Source organism: Salinispirillum marinum (genome assembly GCF_042650105.1).
GTDB lineage: Bacteria > Pseudomonadota > Gammaproteobacteria > Pseudomonadales > Natronospirillaceae > Salinispirillum > Salinispirillum marinum.
Genome location: NZ_JBHSAL010000002.1, coordinates 821,662 through 842,115, shown reverse-complemented (window position 1 = coordinate 842,115; position 20,454 = coordinate 821,662). Strand labels below are relative to the sequence as shown.

Genomic DNA, 20,454 nt, shown 5'->3' with positions numbered 1-20,454 from the left:
ATTGTAGGTTCTACCATGAGGGCATAGCGATGAAGCAATGGCAAACAACACTCATCCAACAGGCAGTGTCCTTGGAAGATGCTATTCGAACGCTGAATGACAGTGGTATGCGAATCCTACTGGTTGTTGACGAGCAACGCAGACTACTGGGTACGGTAACAGACGGCGACATTCGTCGCGCATTGATGGCTCATGCGCCACTATCGTCACCTGTCAGTGCTGTCATGCATAATGAGCCGATAACGGCACGAATGGATTGGAGCAAAGCCAACATTCAAAAAGCGATGGACCGCCATCAAGTGCTGCAAATGCCGGTGTTGAACTATGAAGACCAGGTCATTGGTCTTGAAACGCTTTACAGCCTCCGAGATACGCCCAAAAAAGACAACTTGGTATTTCTCATGGCTGGGGGATTCGGTACCCGGCTAAGGCCCTTAACGAATGATTGCCCTAAACCTATGTTAATGATTGGTGGCAAGCCCATATTAGAAACCATCCTGGAAAGTTTCATCGCTGCCGGATTTCATCGATTTTGCATTTCCACGCATTATCGTGGTGAGATGATTCGTGACCATTTTGGCGATGGTGATAAATGGGGTGTTTCCATTGACTATGTAGATGAAAAGGATCCGTTAGGCACCGCGGGCGCTTTGAGTCTGTTGCCAGATGATAAGCTCGATGCGCCGGTATTTGTCATGAATGGTGATCTCCTTACGCAGCTGAATTTTACCAATCTGCTCGACTTTCATGTGGACAATGCCGCTGTGGCAACAATGTGTGTCCGTGAGTACGAGTATCAAGTGCCATATGGTGTTATCTCTAGCGTTGGGCATCAAATAACGTCAATCGTCGAGAAACCTGTACAAAAGTTCTTTATCAATGCGGGAATATACTTGCTATCGCCGGAGATGATCGCGAGCATTCCAAAAGAAGAAAGAGTCGACATGCCGGAATTGATAGAAAGCGCTATGCAAGACGGCCAAACAGTCAACATGTTTCCGTTGCATGAGTACTGGCTGGATATCGGCCGTATGGAAGATTTCAAAAAAGCCCAACTTGAATTTCTCGCCCTGTGAACGCGAAAAGAATTGCAGTTGTAGGGTCCGGCAATATTGCGAAACGCCACATTGGGAATATTGCAGCAAATTGGCCGAACTATCATATTACCGTGATCCACCCCACGGGAAGGTTGGCGAATGCAGAGGAATATAGCCCAGAAATAGACGTTGGGTGTTTCTCAATGGTTGACCAGAATGCCTTTGACTGGGCCATTATTGCTTCACCTTCCGCTTACCATGTGCAGCATGCGGACTATTTGCTGGCGAAGGGTGTGCCCGTTCTGCTCGAGAAACCGATCGCACACCAGATTACTGATGAACTACTGCGGCTGGACGCGCAGAAGCACCGTATACGAGTAGCCTATAATCTAAGGTTTTTGTCGTCTGCACAATTTGTAAAAAATTGGCTCCAACATCATAAATTAGGGGCAATACATTCGGTGATCGTAGATGTAGGCCAGTTCTTGCCTGACTGGAGACCTAATAAGGACTATCGGGAGACGGCATCTGCCCGATCAGATCTTGGGGGTGGCGTGCTACTGGAGTTGAGTCACGAGCTTGACTATTTGCAGTGGTTGTTCGGTCACTTTGTCGGGTGTTTTTGTAATGCGCGCCGCTCAGGGGTATTGGAATTAGATGTGGAAGATACAGCAGATTTATTGCTGCAGCACAGTTCCGGATGGGTAGCAAATGTACACCTCGATATGCTTCAAAGAAAGCCGTTTAGAGTCTGTAAAATTGTTTTCGAACGCGGCGTTCTTTCTTGGAACATTATAAAAAATACCGTTTGCCTCTCGGAAGGGAATACGCCAGACGTTGTGGTGTTCGACGGGCAGGACTGGGATCGAAATCTAATGTATAAAAATATGCTTGTAGCCTACCAAGATACAATGGCTGGAGCTGCTCGAGAGGTCTGCACCTTTGACGAAGCATTGGCAACCCTTAACCTCGTTGTGTCGTTAAAGTCGTCCTCAGAAGAAGCTAGATGGATGAGTCTCGTATGATGAACGACAATTCATTCAACATAATAGCTTTTGTCTTTGCGCGTGGAGGTTCAAAGGGTGTACCAAGGAAAAACGTTAAGCTATTAAATAACAAGCCCTTAATTGCTTACTCTATTGAAATGGCCAAGCGAGTGCCTGGTGTTGATAAAGTGTATGTGTCGACCGATGACAACGAGATAGCAGATGTATCAGTAAGGTATGGTGCGGATATTATTGAACGGCCTGCTGAACTGTCGACGGATACGGCATCGGAATGGATGGCGTGGCGGCATGCAGTTGAATACCTGCAGGATCAAGGCATCACGTTTAACACCTTTTTGAGCTTACCGGCGACCAGCCCATGCCGCAATTTGAATGATGTTGTTCAATGTGTCGAAATGTTGGATGACCAGACAGACATGGTCGTAACGGCATCACCGTCGTACCGAAACCCTTATTACAACATGATAACCTTGGATGACGATGCGTATTGTCACGTCGTTATAGAAGGAGTTACAGCCCACGGTCGGCAAGATGCACCAATAACTTATGACATGACGACCGTCGCTTATGTTTGTCGACCTTCGTTTATTTTATCGGCCGATGGTGTATTAGCCGGCAGAACACGTTCGACAATTATTCCAAGAGAGCGCTCGATTGATATTGATACGGCATATGATTTCAAAATGGCTGAGGTGCTGATGCATGAAGAAATCTGAAATGCAAGAATCGGTTATCATTTTTGGCGCCTGTGGTCGCATTGGTAAAGTGTTGGTTGAGGCATTCAGCAAAAAAGAGAATACTTGGGTCGTTGCTGTTGATATATCACATGAAAGGCTTGCGGACATTGAGCTAGTACGTGGCGAAAAACATGTACTTGATATTTCTAGTGCCGAATCGATAACGCAATTGTTTGAATATTTGATGAATGAGGGTAGGGTGCCGAAATATGCCGTCAATACCAGCTACCCTATCGGGCGAAATTATGGAAGGGACTTCTTTGAAGTAGAGTATGATGACTTTTGTGACAATATCAGTAAGCACATGGGTGCATATTTTGTTGTAATGCAACAGTGTGCCCGGTTTGCAACCACACATGATGTCGAGTTTTCGTTGGTGAATCTCTCATCGGTATACGGGGTCATTGCGCCGCGACTGGATGTCTATAATGGTACGGATATGACCATGCCGATTGAGTATGCTGCCATTAAATCGGGAATTCAGCATATGCAACAGTTTGTGACATCCTACACTAAGGGAACACAATTTAGAGTAAACTCAATCAGTCCCGGTGGAATTTTTGACAATCAACCCTCTGAATTCCTACAACACTATCGGGAGTACAGTCGCACGAAGGGTATGTTAGATGCGGAAGATCTCGTTGGGATGGTTCTTTGCCTATTAAGCCCTGCATCACGGTTTATTTGTGGACAGAATATCGTTATCGATGACGGGTTTAGCATCGGTGGTAGACACCGCAAACCGACATAGAGGTATGAGCATGAAAGTCGATGATCTGATCGTAGGGGGCGGCGTTGCGGGTTTGGTAGCGGCATTGGCGGCGCAAAATAAAGGACGCAAAGTACTTTTGGTGGACTCTGCAGATCACGTGGGTGGTCTACTCAGTTCGATACAGCATGCTTCTTATACATTTGACTACGGCACGCATTTTGTAAGTGCCACCGGACGTCCTAATATTGATGAAGTGTTGTTGTCGTCGGTTACAAAAGAAGACTGGTTGAAAATACCTCATGTTAATGCGGGCAGCTATTTTAAAGGGCTCCATGAGTCTTCAACAGTCATTAACGCACTCAATGCCTTGGACAGCGATACATTAAATAAAGGTATAGGTGAGTTAGTTGGGGTATTGCAAAATAGCACCCTATCCGAAAAGTATGACAACGCTGAGGATCAGATAAAAGCCGTTTTTGGTGATGTTTTTTCGACTCATATACTGATCCCGGCGCTGGAAAAACTGTACCAAGTACCAGCCAGTTCCTTAGCCAGCAACGCACAGCTTTTATTTGGGTTAAGTCGTTTAATAATAGCTAACCCGGAAGTCAGCAAGGCGTTAAAAGAATTACCAGCGTTCGATGATAGGATCGCTTATCATTCTGCAGAGGAAGGGCCTAAGAGCCCAATGAAGTACTACCCTAAGGTAGGAGGCATCCATCAATGGGTTGATCAACTTGCTGATCAAGTCGGCAAGGAGTGCATTTGTCTTGGCCAGTCAGTTGAACAGCTACAATACCAAGGCGAGGGTATTAAGGCTCGTTTGTCCGATGGTGACGTTATAGAGGCCGAGCGCTTAGTATGGACACTACCGTTGTTTCCTTTATTGCGAATGACGAATTCAAACTGGCAGCCAACCGGGAAGCCACAATTTCTATCGACGCAGTTGATGCATTTGGTTATTGATAAGGCACCAATAACGTCTTGTCATTATGTTACAAATTATGATCCTGACTTTAAGCACTTTCGTGCAACCTTATACTCCAATATCAACCACCGTAATGATCATCGCATTACGGTCGAGGTTTTTACGCAAGACCCCCTTTCAGTTGAAGAAATCTTTAATGAACTGGTAGAGACAGGCTTGATCGATAAAAAGTCATTGGTATTATTTTCGGCTTCTGATTTCCTTCCGATAAGTTTTCCTGTCTATACAAAAGACTTTCTTACTGCACGAGATGATATGTTGTGCGAGGCAGAAAAGTTGCCTAATACCCTCTTGCTCGGTAAGGCAAGAGGGGATCAGTTCTTTATGAATGATGTGATTATAGATGCATTTAATAGAGTGACCTGACGTTTATTCTGGTAGTGGTTCTAGAATGCTTAATGTCAGCCGGTCTTCTGATTTGCTGGCTTGATTTTGTTTAAAGATATCATCAGTTTCTTTTCTTATTGTAAGAAGTAACTTTCTAAAGCTTATACGCCAGTCGTTCGCAAACGCCAATTGTCTTTCTGTCTCTCTTGTCATTAATACTAGGCTTAAGCCAAGATATATGTATTGTCTCAACGTTCCTGATATCGTCATACAAAGTTTGCCATGTTTTTTCTCTAACTTTATTATTTCTTTATTTATAATGAAAGACTTCCGGCTCATGTAATCTACAGGGTCAGTTACCGGCTCTATTATTGATTTTTGAATGAACTCAATTAGCTCGTCTTCCATTGCTAGCGTTTTTGTGTGTAATTTATTTAAATCATTGATATGTAGTTTCTTTCCTGATGTCAATAGGTCTTCCCAGGCTTCCTTGCTGGCTTTTGAATTAATTTTTTCTTTTGGTGGTGTTAATTCTTCTTCGCGTAAGCAATCCTTAATAACAGCGCCATCTGAGTGATTTATCACCAACGTGTCTTTTGTTATCGAGATGAGTCGCTCAATTGATTTTCTTGCAAAGTCGAAAACCCAATATGTAAAGACAGTTCCTTTATACCCCTGAACCATTTTCATATTCTTCTTTTCATTGTTCAGCTTATCCATATTTTTGGAAAGCTTTTTTCCCATATCAGAATCATCATAGTATACTGACGACTTACTGTGGTGTTGATCGAGTTGATAGTAGCCTAAATCTAATCCAATGAGTCTGACCTCTGGTGCTTGAAAATGAATGGCAATTGAAAGTGCTGTGTTTGTACAAGTCGGTGTCGCATATCTTAATCTATTGTTCACATCCGGCTCGAGTACTGCAGAAGATGGGAGTTCTTCTTTAAAAAATGCTACTGATTGTTCAAAAAAATCAAACAGGAAAGGTGAGCATTGTACCGCTGCGCACAAGGGTATTTTTCTAATTTCGTTATGGTATTTAGATTCGCTTAATTTTTTATATGTTAAATAATCGCTTTCTATTTCTACGTGTAAGTCTGGGGTTATATCATTGGCTAACAATGAAGTTATTGAGCTTCCAGCACTAAAAATTAAATAGTTGCTTCTCAATTCCTTGATTTTTTCAATATGGCGATCCAGTGAAGGTCCTGACCCTACCACTATTACTGGCTTATTTATTTTGAATGAATTTTTTTCAGGAATTACGCGTAGACTTTTCTGCAGGTTTCTTATTATATGATTGGTTTGGTTTATCTCATCGTCATATTGTCCCCACGATGGCATGAATAAATGACGCTGGCTGATAATGGATTGCGCAATTTTATAAGTGTCTTTGTTTTGGTTGTGGTTGTAGAAAATGGTGCACAATGGGAAGTGCGGCGCTGTGTTTTGCAAGAAGTTCCATATCTGCTTGTCGCCTTCTTCGATGTCTATATTTAAAATGGTCAATGATCTCCCTTCACCATATTGTTTTTTGAATAATTCCTCCCAGTCCGTTACGAATGTACTCATTAGTATCATTGCTAGATCAGATTCGTAGACCACGAGACTGTGAATAATGTGTTGATCTAATAAATTCGTTATGTGTAGCCCTAGTCCAACACCTAACACGACAACTTGAGGATAAAAAGCAGGTACTTGCCAGTCACTTTTCTCGTCTTTAGCAGGGTCTGAATGTCTCGCGACCAGTCGATCAATAAACTGGTGTGCTGTTCTCGGCAAATTGAAGTCTCCAGGTCGCAGTCTCTCCATGCTCACTTGTCGTTTTCCTACGCCAGAACGAAACAAAAAGTCCGAGTACTCTAATTCAACTTCTTTCATTGCTGAGCCACTGTAGTAGAGTTGCCCTTTGACGCGCACATCCACATCTCCTCGATCGCTATCGATCAAGATCTCATATTCACTATGATCGATACCGATGAGCTTTTGATGTATCGCGGGGTAGTGAGTTGCAAAAAAATTCATGTTTTTTTGATGTAATTCTTGGAGAAGTGCACTCATAGAAGGGTTCCGCGTAACGATTTGGGTTTAGCTTTGCTGAATTACAAGCAATTATTGTGCCTGTGCTCTTCTAACGCTTTTTGTTGCTTAATTTTCCGAGTGAGAAGAATGACTTTCAAAAAAAATGTCATTTGGGCAAAAAAATCCTAAAGAACGGCAACTCCTTGCCGCCAATAGTGCTGTGACAAAAGTGCAACGACACTCTGGGTTGAGATGTCGGCATTCAACTGAGGAGATTCTCTCATGGCACAGATAATTAATACCAACCTTGCGTCATTGACCGCTCAGCGGAATTTGACCAACTCTCAATCCGCCAACGAAACGGCGTTGCAGCGTTTGTCTTCTGGTCTTCGGATCAACAGTGCGAAAGACGATGCCGCCGGTCTGGCGATTTCTACACGTTTTGAATCTCAAACCAAGGGTTTGGGTGTGGCCATCCGTAACGCGGGTGACGGTATTTCTTTGGCGCAAACCGCTGAAGGTGCATTGCAGTCAATGACGGATGCGCTGCAGCGTATTCGTGAGCTGGCTGTACAGTCCGCAAACGCGACTAACTCAGATGACGACCGCGTCGCGTTGCAATCTGAAGTAAATCAGTTGATTGCTGAGATTACACGTACGTCTGAAGAGACAACGTTCAACGGCCGTAAGTTGTTCGACGGGCAGTTTGATGGCAGCTTCCAGGTAGGCTCAAACGCAGGGCAGACTGTTGGCGTTAAAATCGGTGAATTGACTGCAGGCCGTTTAGGCTCTGGTGAGCAAGTCGGTGTATCTGCGTTCGGTTCTGATGTTGCCCTAGCTAATGGCGACTTGACCATTAACGGCGTAGGCATCGACTCTTCTCGTGCCGGCGACGATACAGCTTCTGTATCTAATGCAGCGGCGTCAGCCATTGCCAAAGTTGAAGCGATTAACCGCAAGTCAGACGAAACTGGTGTTACAGCGTTTGTTAATGACAATGTGGCGTCTGGCTCTGCAATGAAGGGTGCATCCACCAGCGGTACGATTAAACTGAATGGCGTTGAAATTGAAATTACCACGTCCAGTGATACGAACTCCAGTCGTGCATCGGTAGTTCAGGCCATTAATGCCTTCACTGAACAAACCGGTATTACAGCGGTTGATACAGGCTTGGCCTCCAACGGTGTTGAATTGGTTGCCTCCGATGGTCGTAACATTACGCTGGAATATGTGGATTTTGGTACGGATGACGTCTCAACCGCTGCAGGCTTGGAAAAAGTGGTTGCTGCAACTGGTTTGGGTAACACCAATCTTGCTGATACCGACGCAGTAGAGAGCACTCGTACGTTCACCGGCGGTTATACCTTGATTGCCGATGGTGATGTGAAAGAAATCGAGATTACCGGCGGTAACGGCACTGGTAAAGGCGACTTGGCCAACGCCGGTTTGACGGCGGGTACCTATACCCGTGGCGTAGCGTCGAGCGTTTCACAAGTCGTGTCAGATGATACCGTAGCATCAACCATTTCTGCCGGTACAGGGGCGAACTCACTCAATAACAAAGTTGATCGTGCAGATGCAACTGGTACCGTTCTTAATGCTACAGGTACAGTGATCAATGCTTTAGGCAACTCGTTAGCTTCCTCTATCCAGTTGGTTGGTACTGCAGCAGCAGCAGCTTCACGCCTAACCACCACTGTAGAGATCGGTGATTTGGAGTATGCACTTGTGGCGGACACTGCTTCCGCAGCAACGGTTGCTGATACTGCTGCACTGTTGACGACAGATGCTTCCGGTGCGGCTCAATTCTATGAGCGTATCGATATGACCATTACCGACATGACTTTTGTCGGTGGCTCATTGGGTGCAAGCTCCTTCACCTTGGCTGGTGTATCGTTGAATGTTGGTACCGGTACACTGGAAGAACGTTTGGTGTCCTTACAAGATAGCATAAATGCTGGCGATTTCAGTGCTGTTGTTGGAACCGCAGGGTCCATTGTTGCGCAGTTGAACGAAGCACGCGATGAGCTTGAAATTACTGTTAAGAATTACACCAATACTGAAGTTCAGGTTGTCTTGGACAACTCAACCTTTACAGATATAGATCTGACCTTCGGCTCTGGAGCAACGGCAACGTTGACAAGTACAGTTGCACAATTTGTTGGTGGCGACCTGGCTTGGGAAGCGACGGGAGATGATCCAGTTCGTGTCACCAATTTCTATGAAGGTGGTGCTCAAGCTCGGGTTCAGGGTGGTACGATCGATACCTTGACCTTTACTTCCTACGGAACATCTGCATTGGGATCCACCGCGGAAATAGATGCTTCTATTCAGCTGGGTGATGAAACAATCGCATTGGATCCTCCAGTTGCAGCCGGTAGCACCATGGCTCAGCTTGCTGGTCGCATCAATGACGACGTTGATGGTGTAACTGCTTGGGAAGAAGTAGCGGTTAACCTGACGCTATCAACAACTGCCAACTTAGAGGCAGGCGATGCGCTTCAGTTTAATTACGATGGCGGCTCGATCAGTGTCCTGGCTTCTGCAGATAATGATGCAGGTGGTGCGGTGACATTGAATTCGTTGCTGGAAGACATCAATCGCACCGACTTCTCTGCAGGTGGATTTGCTGTCTCTGCTGAATTGGCAGAGGATACTGCCGACGGTATAGTACTGACGATTCGTAACTTCTCCGGTGAGCAGTTGTCGGTTGAATCCGAGAATGCCGAAGGCCGTGGTGTTCGTTTAACGGACAATGCAGGTACTACTACGTTTGTCGGCGAAGGTGCCCAGGCACTGTCTGGTGAACTGAAGTTTGTATCTGACGATACCCGCAACGTGACAGTCGCCTTGGCAGATCCTGCCGGTCGTGGTGAATTCTTCGTGGGTACGAATGCCAATGAAGATTTCCGTGGCCCTCAAGGTCTGCGTGATGGTGACTTACTGATCAATGGCGTAGCCATCGGCAGTGCACGTGCAGCGGAAGACACGGCTTCGGCCACGGTAGCTTCTGATGGCAGCCGGATTCTGTCCAGCTCGAAAGAACTGTCTGCGATCGCAGTTGCTGCAGCCATCAACGACGTATCGGGCGAAACCGGCGTAACAGCAACGGTCAACGCAACGAAGGTTGTGGGTGGTGACGGTACGAACCTTGATACAACCAACTTCAATGTTGGCGATGAATCAGCGATCTATATCAACGGCGTAAACGTTGGTGTGGTGACCTTGCAAGCCAACGGCGAAGGTAACATTGATACCGACCGTGCACGTGCTGATGCTCTGAATCTGATTAATCAGAACAGCGGTAAAACGGGTGTGACGGCAGATGACAACGGTGTGTCATTAACCATGACAGCTGCCGATGGCCGTAACATCTCCATCGCCATTGATGACCGTTCAGGCCAAAATGACTCGATCGGTGCTCTGTTCGGCTTGGATGCAGCGGTTGAAGGTATCGGTGAAGCTACCTTTGGTGAAGGTTCGTCTGTAGACGGTATCGGCGCTGAAGCGCTGGCGTACGAGACTACATACGGTACCGTCAGCCTGGAAAGTGCTGGTCAGTTCACGGTAGAAGGTGGTTCTAACGGTGCGGCTGGTTTGGAAGGTTTGGGCTTACGCCTGGGTACTTTCGGTGGCGGTGAAGACGGTCAGTTCATCAAAGACATCGATATTTCGACGTTTGAAGGTGCACAGTCTGCCATTACTGCGGTAGACAACGCATTGCGTACCGTAACCAGTACGCGTGCTGACCTCGGTGCTGTTCAAAACCGCTTCGAGTCTACCATCAGCAACCTGCAGATCACTCAGGAAAACCTGACCGCGGCCAACTCACGTATTCGTGACGCGGACTTCGCGGCTGAATCGGCCGAGCTGAGCCGGACTCAGGTACTGCAACAGGCGGGTATCTCCATCCTGGCGCAGGCTAACCAGCGGCCACAGCAGGTTCTGTCACTGTTGGGATAATAGGCGAATAGCCGAGTAAGTGAGCGGTAACGCTCACTTGCTTCCTTCCCAATAACGATAGGTTTGTATGTAAGAGGTATTTGCAGATGGCAAATTCAATGGAGAACAGCGTGGCGGTTTATCAAAACAGCCTGTTGAAGTCCGCCTCTTCACCTGCAGCTTTGCAGGCCAGAACGCAAGAAATCGGCAAGGAATTGCCGACCTCAACGGCCCAAGTGGCCAGTTTGAGTGGTTCAGGCCTAAAGGTTTCAATGATGAAACCCAGTGAACAAAAAGTGGTAGAAGCCGCGACCGATGTGAGCGATGCCGTAGCCCGTTTGCAGGACTACGTGCAGAACACCCAGCGGTCACTGAATTTCAGTTTGGATGAGTCGACCGGTATTACTGTCATCAGTGTCTATGACGCCAGTACCCAAGAACTCATTCGGCAGATTCCCAGTGAAGAAGCGGTTTCCTTAGCCCAAAAGCTGAATCAGGAAGAACCACTGGCCTTGTTTCGGGCACAGGTGTAAGTAGGTAACTAGCACAACAATTGCTTACAATGTAGGGTGTAAAGTTTATTGGCGAAATGCCGATAAACTTTACGCCCTTTTTGTATTTGTGCGGAATACACTGGGGGATGAATTTAGGTGCAGGGTAGATGAGTATTTTCTACCTTGAGATGAGCCAGAGCGAACTTCTGGTGGTGCGAGTAGCGGAGAAACATCATGGCGACCATTCAATCTCTTGGTATTGGGTCAGGTTTGCTGACAGCAGACTTAGCCGATCAGATTATCGCGGCCGAACGCGAGGCCAGCGATCTTAGATTGGAACGGAAAACCGCCAAGGTTGACGCCCAAATTACCGCCTATGGCGAAATTCAAAGTGCGTTGAGCAGCCTGCAGGCGTCTGCGCAGTCGTTATCCAGTGCCACCAACATTCGGCAAACCAAAGCCTCTTCCAGTGACTCCAGTGCCGTGACCGCAACCACATCATCAACAGCCGATGTTGGGAACTATTCATTAGTGGTTAATTCAGTGGCGCAGTCACACACCGTGGCCTCCCAGTCGTACAACTCGGTAACGGACACACTTGGCCTAGGCACTTTGACGTTCCGTTTTGGCGAATACAGCTATGACGACATTACCGATGAAGTGACCGGCTTTACCCAAAACAGTGCCGGTAAAGAATTCAGTATCAATCTGACCTCTGCTAATAACACCTTAGGTGGGGTGCGTGATGCTATAAACGCCGCCGACATAGGCGTGCAAGCCTCATTGGTCAATGATGGTTCTGGCTATCGTCTGTTGCTAAGCAGTAAAGAAGCCGGTTTAGACAACTCGATGGAAATTACCGCAACCGGTGATGCAGCCATTCAAGGCTTGGCGTACAACGCTACGCAAAACGATGAAAACGCCAACATGGTCATGACGCAAAAGGCTCAGAGCGCCTCATTAACCGTCAATGGTTTGGCGGTCACCTCGCGAACCAACCAGCTTACTGAAATTATTCGTGGGGTTACGGTCAATTTGAACTCGGCGACGGAAGGCAAAACCGTCAATCTGTCGATCTCACGCGATACGTCCGGTGTCGTAGAGAAGACCGAAGCCTTCGTGGAAGCCTACAATTTTTACCGTGAAGTGTATTCTGAGGTGACGAAATTCACCCCCGGGGAAAATGCTGGAGGTTTGCTATTAGGTGATTCGACACTGCGAACCGTGCAGAACCAAGTACGGAGTGCATTGACGCAAATTGTCAGTGGTTTAGAGAGTGCAGAGTATCGCTCACTGGCGGATATCGGTATTTTTACCGACAGTACCGACAACTATAAGCTGTCGTTGAATGCCAGTACTCTGGAAGCGGCCTTTCAAAGTTCCATCGAATCAGTGACGGGGCTGTTTGCTAATACGAACTCTGCATCTGATTCGCTCATTAATTATGTAGCCAAAACGGCCGACACCAAGCCGGGTTCGTATCCCATTGAAATAACCCAGTTGGCGACGCAAGCGAAGTATACCGGCAAATCCATCGCTGAACCGACGGCGATGAGCCCCGTGGTGATAGGTGGGTCAAATGATTCCTTGCGAATGAATGTGGACGGCACCACGGCCACCATCGCATTGACACAAGGCAGTTACGAAAGTTACGACGACCTGGCTTTGATGGTGCAAAATGCCATCAATAACAATGAAACAATGCAGGGGCGGGGGCGCAGTGTGTCCGTCGCTTATGATCAAACAACGGGTGAAATTGAAATAACGTCCAGCCGGTTTGGCAGCAGCTCACAAATTTCCATTGTGGACGCTGATCCTATGGTGGCCAATACCTTGGGTATTACGCTGGCCGGACAAGGCGGTGTCAGCGGCCAGTTCTATAATTCGTTGAATGATCAGGCCTTTGCGGCGTCGACCATTCCCGGTTCAAGAGAAGTCTTTGCAACGGATGCGTTTGATTTTGCGGTAAATACCGTCTCTTTTGATTTAAATGTCGATCTGGGTGACGGTGGTGGGGTGCAGACCTACAACATCACGCTCGATGAAGATATGTCTGATGTGCTGGATATCGAAGGTAATATTGTTAATGATCGGACGCGCTCCGATATGCTGGCCTACATCAACCAGCAGCTTGCTGCAACGGGTGTTACTGCATCCTTCAACTCAGCGAACCGAATTGTGTTCAGCACCGGAGTAACCGGTGATGCCAAAACGCTTGAGCTTGCCAATGTGAACGTTACAGGGCAAAACGATGTGCTCGGACTTGCGGATGCTGAGGGCCTGGCCTCTTCTGGTGTAACGATCGCTGCGGATACGGAATTTGTCATCGACATCAGCAACCGCTATACCACGGGCATCGATGGTTTTGGTGAGGAGTTTGATACGATCAGCAGCAACACGCTGACCATTCCACCAGGTACCTATCAAACGCCGGAAGACCTAGCGCAACAGATTCAGGACTTAATCAACGCAGATGCTAATATCGTGGCAGAGGCGAATGGTGCACTAACCTCCCCGGCGTCGCGTCCGATCGGTACGGCGATTGACTTTACGGGTCGCCCGGCCAGTTTTATCTTCGAGCTCAATGGCACGCAAGTTGAAGTTGACATCAATGCCAATGGCGCCGACAACCTTGATAGCATCCAGACGGCTTTGGACGATGCGCTGGTCGCCAGCGGTTTTGCAGCAGGCGATGTCATCGCCAAAAACGATTCGGGTGGCCTGGCGCTAGAAACCTTGGCAACGGGCAGCAACCAAGTTTTAAACATCTTGTCCGATGGGCAGGGCGCAAGAACAGCGACGGGGATAGATCTTTCCGTTGGCGCCCTGGATTTATCCACGGATCCTATGGATCCGGCCAACACCTACACATTACGCGTGTCTGACACCAACATTGAGTTCACGCTGAATGAAGACTTAACCGCCATGTCGCTGGAAGAGCGCTTGGCCTATATTCAAGCACAGTTGGATGAAGGTTTAGTAGCTGCAGGCGGCGGCGGGGAGTTTATCCCCGGTGATGTGGTGGCTCGGGTCAACGATGCCAATGAATTGTTTTTCGAGACACAGTCTAAGAATGGTATTGCGAATACTGCGACCTTTGGTGCCTTGGCCTCTATCCAAATGGTGTCCGCACCGGTGGCTGACCCCCTAGGTATTCCGGCAGGAGCCGTACAAACCAACGGCAGAGATACCTTCGGTTTTCAGTTGGGTACTTATCGCGGGTTTGATGCGCAAGCTTCCGTCACCTACGAGAAGGATGAGCAGGGGAGAGGGCGATTCAATATTCGGTTCGATAATGAAACCGCGGTGTCGTTCAGCGCTACGTCAGTATCCGCGACCAGTCAGTTGGGCTTCAGCTTGTCCGACGGTACCGAGAACACAGTGGCAACCGGGCGTGATGTAGAGGGCACGATTAATGGTATTGAAGCGCGCGGAAATGGCCAGTTACTGATTGCCGGTAACGGTGATTCGGCGGCCACTAACGGCTATATCTTAGGTTCGCCTGGGTTTGATTTTTCATCGTCCGTAGTGCTGGATAGCACGAGCAATTCATTCCGGGTCACCATTGATGGCATTGCCTCCGGTGAAATCAGCCTTTCGGAGACTTCGTACGCAACAGGTCGTGCTTTGGCCGATGAAATGCGTCGGGCGATTAACGAAGACGCCACCTTGGCCGCAGCAGGGAAAACGGTAGACGTTCAATTTGATGACGCGACCAGTACCTTCGGTATTTTTTCCGCTTCAACCGGCGTGCAGTCAAGAGTGCGCTTGACCAGCATTGAAGCGCCTTTGTCGGCGATTATGGGGCTTTCACCTTCTTCTGAAATTGTGGATGGTAAAGCAGCCACAGGTACGCGTGATCCAGCCGCAGGGCTTCAGGTACGCGTGCTGGGAGGCCAAACGGGGTCTCGTGGTACGGTACAATACATCAGCGGTGTATTCGAACAGCTTGGCAATTTGTTCAAGGGAATTCTAAGCCAGGGCGGGACAGTCGAAGCCCGGCTATCCGGATTGGAAAAAGAGCGAGAATTGATTGATGAGGAGAAGGCGCGTTTGGAAACACGGATAGCGGCGACTGAACAGCGCTTAAAATCACAGTTCTTGTTCAATGACCGGATAATTTCTCGGCTGAACAGCACGGAATCGTTCTTGCAACAACAGTTCGAAATTATGAACGGTATGCTGTCCGGCAAGAAATAGGGCGGATTACGCAGGGAAATAGGCCGATCAATATCGGCCTATTTTTTTTGTAAGTACATTTGATACATCCCACCAAACAGACGCGGGTTATCTATTTCCAGGCGTTCCCAGTTATCCAGGTTGTTCATCAGGGCGTCATCGGGGAAGAAGTGCTGGTATGAACGCCGTACCGATGGTGGCAACACAAAGCCTAAGAACTCTAACGGCAAATGTTCGATCATCTGTTTGAGATCTGCAGGGGAAAACACATGCTCCTGGGCATGAAAAAGCAGGTCTCGGACACCGCTCATCGAGTAAAAATCGGGCGATGTCAAAATGGTTTGCAGCTCCGGACTGGTTTTCTTATCCAGCAATACTTGCCGAAAGCGTCGAATGTCTTCCGGGCTGGTGGATAATCCTTCTCGCTGAATAACCTGACGAAGCTGGGTAATGGTCGTGCGGGCGCGTCGACTGTACAGCGCCACTTTCATTAACCCATTTTTGCGCAGTAAATGGCTCAATACTTCCCAACCAGCCATTGGATTCTCCATGTGGTGCAGCACACCGGAGCATTCAATAACATCAAACAGCGTTTTCTCCGGAAATTGTGAACGCCTGAGACTAAGGATGTCGGCGTGGTAAAACGCAATATTCTTTGTTTCGTAGCGTTCGGCCATCATCTGCCCATAGGCCAGACTCCGTGTGCTGAGATCAATGGCTGTCACCTTCATATCATGAAAGTGGCGAGCCAGGTTGATCGCATGTCGACCGGTGCCAGAGCCCGCAACTAACAGACGTATGGAGTCATCGGGTTGAAATGACTGAGACATAAACGCTGGAATTTCCGCTGCCACAGCGCGACCATAATGCGTCGGTGAATAGTCGGGTAAATGTGTCCAGCGCGGATAAGGATTGTCTTCATATTGTGCGCGCACTTTATTTGAAATGTGCGTGTTCACGGTGTTGAGTGCCGGGATACTTTGGGCGCGCATTTCTTCTTCGGCGGTATCCACCCAATGCGCTGTAAAAATGCTTTGCAGGGTTTGATCAGTATGTTGCAGGAGCGCACGCATGGGCAGCGCAGCAAAATGTTGTGTCAACGGACCATACAGTGATAGCAATAGAAGCGGCAGTGACAGCTCGTTGACACTGCTTTGACCCTCGGCTACGAGTGTCTTCGTATAATCGCGCAGGGCCAGCAAGGTGTCTTGTTCTTCCGTGGTTTGGAAGGTAACAAATTCATTGTGGATGCTGTATTGAGCAAGGCTCAGCAATAAGGGTTTCACATCGGCATCAAAATGCCCCAGCGTTAAATGATGATGCAGCACCGTGTGGCGCAACGTGGCGACCAATTCATCCAGTTCCGGATGCACAAACAGCACTTTTCGTAACGCGGCGAGCAATAAGTCATCTTGAACAAGTTGGTGCAATTCAATTTGCGCTTGCGGGTTGGTCAATTGGTAGCGGTGGATGAGCAAGGAGCCAGCCAACGGAGCCAGGGCTTGGTAATCCAAGCCATCCGTATTCAGTAGTTCGGTGATGTCGGCCGCCAAAGAAGCATCATAATAATCGGCTTTTATCTGTGCACAGCATTCGAGAAGCCGATTTTTAAGGGCTTGGCTTTGCGGGTACTTGCGAACCAGTTTGCGGTAATCAGCAAATGCTTCGGCATACAGTCCGCTGCGAAACTTTACGTAAGCCAGTGACTGATCGGCGATGGTCGCATTGGGATCGATGTCGATCGCTCGACGAAACCATGTACTGGCTTCACTGAGCCGGTGTTGCAATAGGGCAAGGTGACCACGACTGAAAGCAATGCCTGCATGTTTGGGTGCTAATTTACTGGCTTCGCTAAGGAAAAACTCTGCCTCAATAAATTGACCCTTCTCCAAGGCTATGCGCCCTTGCAGATTGAGTGCAATGGGCAGATGCTCTGGAAACTGTGCCAAAGCGGTGGCTAAGGTATTCGCCTGCGCTAGGTGTTCTGAACTTGCAGCGTAGCCAACATCGTGTCTACCGGATTGCTCCAAATGCCAGACCGCTTGCCGTTCGACCACAGAGACATCGCTGTGTTCGGGCAACAGAGTAGAATGAAGCTGTTTTTTTGCCTGTGTCATGGTCTTTCTCCGGCGGTCTCTTGCCATGTTAAGCGGCAGCCTCTTGCCACCTGTGTGCAAACAAATGGTGAGCATATTGCCATTCGTTCAGTGTTCATGCGCCTTTGCGCTGGCGTATGTGCTAATAGGCGCTACACTCAGATAGTGTCGTTTCAAGGACCGTGCCAGATTTGTAGGCTAAACTATGCAACAGCCCTGCACTTCACGGGAAAAAACATTCAAGTTTTTGTGCGCGGAGTCGCCACAGTGTAAGAGTGTTGTGACTTACAGAGGACATGAATATGTACGCACGCGGTGCAAAGCAGTACCAAGCAGTTGGCACGCAGACCAGTATTATGGATGCGGATCCGCACAAGCTGATTCAGCTTCTCATCGATGGTGCATTAGCGCGCATGTCGGCTGCTAAAGGGCACATACAGCGCAATGAAATTGAGCAACGCAATAAAATGCTTAACTCAGCCATTAACATCATTTCTGGTTTGCAAGAAAGTTTGAACATGGACGCCGGTGAGCTGTCGCTGAACCTAGAGCGATTGTATGACTACATGACGCGTCGGCTATTCGAAGCAAACCTCAAGAACGATGAAACGATCGTGGATGAAGTTGTTAAGTTGATGTTAGAAATCAAGTCAGCATGGGACGGCATTCGTGAAGAAGCGCTTTCTATCGCGCGATGAAGACCTTGGAGCGCTTGCAAGCTGAACATGACTTTCTTGCGCGGTTAAGCGCATGTGAGCAGCAGGCGCTTTGCGCCATGCAGAAGGCGGATTGGCAAGCTTTGGCCCAGACCGCTACGGATCTGGATGCGTTAGCAGGTTACATTAATCAAGCGATGGCTGCCGGCTTTCACAGCGAAGAGGTTGCCGCTCAACTGCAGCGCCTCCTGACTCTTTATCAGCAAGCCTTGTTGCAAGCCAAGGGCGCGGACCAAGCACTGCGTCAACGGGAAGAAGATTTATTGCAACAGCGTTCCGAACTGGCCGAAGTGGACTCAAACAACGTCAACGATCCGGCCAGTAATCCTTCCGTCAATGATGGCTCACGAGAATAATTTTTCTTACACTCATCATTTCTTGGCAAATATTGACAAATATTTGACTCTGCCTCAAAACCTGTTAAAAAGGATACCTAAAGTCAATTAGATGACGTCAATTCGATAAAAGACAGTCAAATTATAGGTTCTGCCGTCTATCATTGTGACAAACTATGTCGCTAACGGTGGCGAAATTACCGGCAAGTGACGCAGATTTGACGCTTTTACGTTGTGATGTCCAGAGGAAAGACAGGGTATGTGGCGCGATAACAAATTTCTGGTGTTGACCGATGACGTAGCTTTGCGTCAAGAAATTGAAGTTATTTTCTCGTTTTTACAAGAAGAAACGGTAGCCCTGACGCTTGATGTCAATTGGCGACAAGCGCTAGATGCCGCGGTGTCAGCCGCTTCAGAAAATACGGCGTTTGTCGGCGTTTTGTTGGGGTCTTTACAACAACCCGCCGCACCCTTAGTCGAAGCCTTGTTTGATTGGAACCCCGGCGTACCCATAGTCGTACTAAACGATTCAGTTAACGTGGCGGAAGTGGCGGAGACAGCGCGCGCGCAGATTCTTGCCAATATCAAATGGCCCGCCAGTTACAACAAGGTCGTGGATGTTTTGCATCGTTGTCAGATGTATCGTGAGCAATATGAATGGGGCCGTAACCGTCAAATGCAGCGTGACACCAAGTTGTTTCATAGCTTGGTGGGCAGTTCTCGGCAAGTCCAGCAAATCAGAGAGCTGATGGCGCAGGTTGCTGACAAAGATGTCAGTGTGTTGATTTTGGGTGAATCCGGAACGGGCAAGGAAGTCGTGGCGCGCAATCTGCACTACCACAGTGAGCGCAAAAAGGCCCCGTTTGTGCCCGTCAACTGTGGCGCCATTCCCCCGGAACTCTTGGAAAGCGAGCTATTCGGGCATGAAAAAGGTGCCTTTACTGGCGCCATCACCTCTCGCCCCGGTCGTTTCGAAATGGCGGAAGGTGGTACGTTGTTTCTGGATGAAATCGGCGATATGCCACTGGCGATGCAAGTGAAGCTTTTGCGTGTGCTGCAAGAGCATACTTATGAGCGGGTTGGTGGCTCGAAAACCTATAAAACCGATGTGCGCATTGTGGCCGCTACCCACCGCAATCTTGAACAGATGATCATCGATGGAACCTTTCGCGAGGACCTCTATTATAGACTGAACGTGTTTCCTATTGAGATGCCTTCCTTGCGCGAGCGGTCGGAAGACATTCCCTTGTTGATCAACGAGCTTATCCGCCGCATAGAGGCCGAAAAGCGCGGCTCACTGCAATTTAATTCAGCGGCCATCATGTCGCTGACCCGCCACGATTGGCCCGGTAACGTGCGAGAGCTGGCCAACCTGGTTGAGCGTTTGGTGATCATGCACCCGTTTAGCGTGGTGGGCATTCAAGAGTTACCCATGAAGTACCGCCACGTAGAAGATGGTGATCCGGTTGAAATTCCCGTTCGCGCTCCGGCAGCGCCTGCACCAGCAACTAACCGGGTTTCTGTAGCAGAAGGTAAAGCCTTGTTGCCCGTGAATGGTTTGAACTTAAAAGAATACCTGACCGATCTGGAGCAGGACTTGATTGTCCAAGCGCTGGAAGACTGTGACAACGTGGTGGCGCGCGCCGCCGAGCGTTTGCATTTGCGCCGCACCACCTTGGTCGAAAAAATGCGCAAGTATGGCTTAATGAATAAGGAAGAAGCCTGATCTCACTCCTGCGCATATGTTAATGGCATACCCCGAAAGCCCATCATGACGCACTCAGGCGGGCCAATCTCATAAGCGGCAAAACTTTGCCGCTTTCCGGCACGCCCCTTGCTTAGTTCTGTTTAATTGCATG

General features: G+C 48.3%; 13 protein-coding genes. 11 read left to right on the top strand and 2 right to left on the bottom strand.

Features of this window, described 5'->3' with window-relative positions; translation table 11 throughout:
- Positions 1 to 29 precede the first annotated feature (29 nt).
- Genes ACFOSD_RS11070 through ACFOSD_RS11050 form a run of 5 tightly spaced genes read left to right on the top strand, consistent with a single transcriptional unit; the run spans position 30 to position 4,847 of the window.
- Positions 30 to 1,076 carry a nucleotidyltransferase family protein gene (locus tag ACFOSD_RS11070; protein ID WP_380696470.1) on the top strand — a complete coding sequence of 349 codons (1,047 nt, stop codon included), beginning with the start codon at positions 30 to 32 and terminating at the stop codon, positions 1,074 to 1,076.
- Entirely contained in the window at positions 1,073 to 2,062 is a 990-nt protein-coding gene (locus tag ACFOSD_RS11065) for a Gfo/Idh/MocA family protein (protein WP_380696468.1), read from the top strand. Before ACFOSD_RS11070 ends, ACFOSD_RS11065 begins: the two co-directional genes overlap by 4 nt.
- Positions 2,059 to 2,760, top strand: coding sequence for an acylneuraminate cytidylyltransferase family protein (locus tag ACFOSD_RS11060; protein ID WP_380696466.1), 702 nt, complete (start codon positions 2,059 to 2,061; stop codon positions 2,758 to 2,760). Before ACFOSD_RS11065 ends, ACFOSD_RS11060 begins: the two co-directional genes overlap by 4 nt.
- The gene (locus tag ACFOSD_RS11055; protein WP_380696464.1) at positions 2,747 to 3,532 is read left to right on the top strand and encodes an oxidoreductase; all 786 of its coding nucleotides are present in this window, start codon (positions 2,747 to 2,749) and stop codon (positions 3,530 to 3,532) included. The genes ACFOSD_RS11060 and ACFOSD_RS11055 overlap by 14 nt, the downstream gene beginning before the upstream one ends.
- 10 nt (positions 3,533 to 3,542) lie before the next feature.
- Positions 3,543 to 4,847, top strand: coding sequence for an NAD(P)-binding protein (locus ACFOSD_RS11050; RefSeq protein WP_380696462.1), 1,305 nt, complete (start codon positions 3,543 to 3,545; stop codon positions 4,845 to 4,847).
- A 3-nt stretch (positions 4,848 to 4,850) separates the two neighbouring features.
- Here the strand turns inward: ACFOSD_RS11050 and ACFOSD_RS11045 are convergent, their stop codons facing one another.
- Positions 4,851 to 6,872, bottom strand: coding sequence for a motility associated factor glycosyltransferase family protein (locus ACFOSD_RS11045; RefSeq protein WP_380696460.1), 2,022 nt, complete (start codon positions 6,870 to 6,872; stop codon positions 4,851 to 4,853).
- Positions 6,873 to 7,115: 243 nt separating this feature from the next.
- Between ACFOSD_RS11045 and ACFOSD_RS11040 the strand changes: the two genes are divergently transcribed.
- The 3 genes from ACFOSD_RS11040 to fliD all read left to right on the top strand — a co-directional run bounded on the left by ACFOSD_RS11040 (position 7,116) and on the right by fliD (position 15,469).
- Positions 7,116 to 10,796, top strand: a complete 3,681-nt coding sequence (locus ACFOSD_RS11040; protein ID WP_380696458.1) for a flagellin N-terminal helical domain-containing protein — start codon at positions 7,116 to 7,118, stop codon at positions 10,794 to 10,796.
- An 86-nt stretch (positions 10,797 to 10,882) separates the two neighbouring features.
- On the top strand, positions 10,883 to 11,308 hold the full coding sequence (locus ACFOSD_RS11035) for a flagellar protein FlaG (protein ID WP_380696456.1): 426 nt from the start codon (positions 10,883 to 10,885) through the stop codon (positions 11,306 to 11,308).
- A 195-nt stretch (positions 11,309 to 11,503) separates the two neighbouring features.
- Positions 11,504 to 15,469 carry a flagellar filament capping protein FliD gene (gene fliD, locus ACFOSD_RS11030; protein ID WP_380696454.1) on the top strand — a complete coding sequence of 1,322 codons (3,966 nt, stop codon included), beginning with the start codon at positions 11,504 to 11,506 and terminating at the stop codon, positions 15,467 to 15,469.
- A 38-nt stretch (positions 15,470 to 15,507) separates the two neighbouring features.
- On the opposite strand, the gene ACFOSD_RS11025 is transcribed toward fliD, so the two are convergent.
- The gene (locus tag ACFOSD_RS11025; RefSeq protein ID WP_380696452.1) at positions 15,508 to 17,565 is read right to left on the bottom strand and encodes a methyltransferase domain-containing protein; all 2,058 of its coding nucleotides are present in this window, start codon (positions 17,563 to 17,565) and stop codon (positions 15,508 to 15,510) included.
- Between the two features lie 281 nt (positions 17,566 to 17,846).
- Here ACFOSD_RS11025 and fliS point away from each other — a divergent pair, with 281 nt between their 5' ends.
- From fliS to ACFOSD_RS11010, 3 genes are all read left to right on the top strand, one after another.
- The gene (gene fliS / locus ACFOSD_RS11020) at positions 17,847 to 18,242 is read left to right on the top strand and encodes a flagellar export chaperone FliS (RefSeq protein WP_380696450.1); all 396 of its coding nucleotides are present in this window, start codon (positions 17,847 to 17,849) and stop codon (positions 18,240 to 18,242) included.
- A 77-nt stretch (positions 18,243 to 18,319) separates the two neighbouring features.
- Positions 18,320 to 18,616, top strand: a complete 297-nt coding sequence (locus ACFOSD_RS11015) for a hypothetical protein (protein ID WP_380696448.1) — start codon at positions 18,320 to 18,322, stop codon at positions 18,614 to 18,616.
- A 238-nt stretch (positions 18,617 to 18,854) separates the two neighbouring features.
- A complete protein-coding gene (locus ACFOSD_RS11010) occupies positions 18,855 to 20,321 on the top strand; it encodes a sigma-54 dependent transcriptional regulator (protein ID WP_380696446.1) in 1,467 nt (488 codons plus the stop codon).
- Positions 20,322 to 20,454 lie beyond the last annotated feature (133 nt).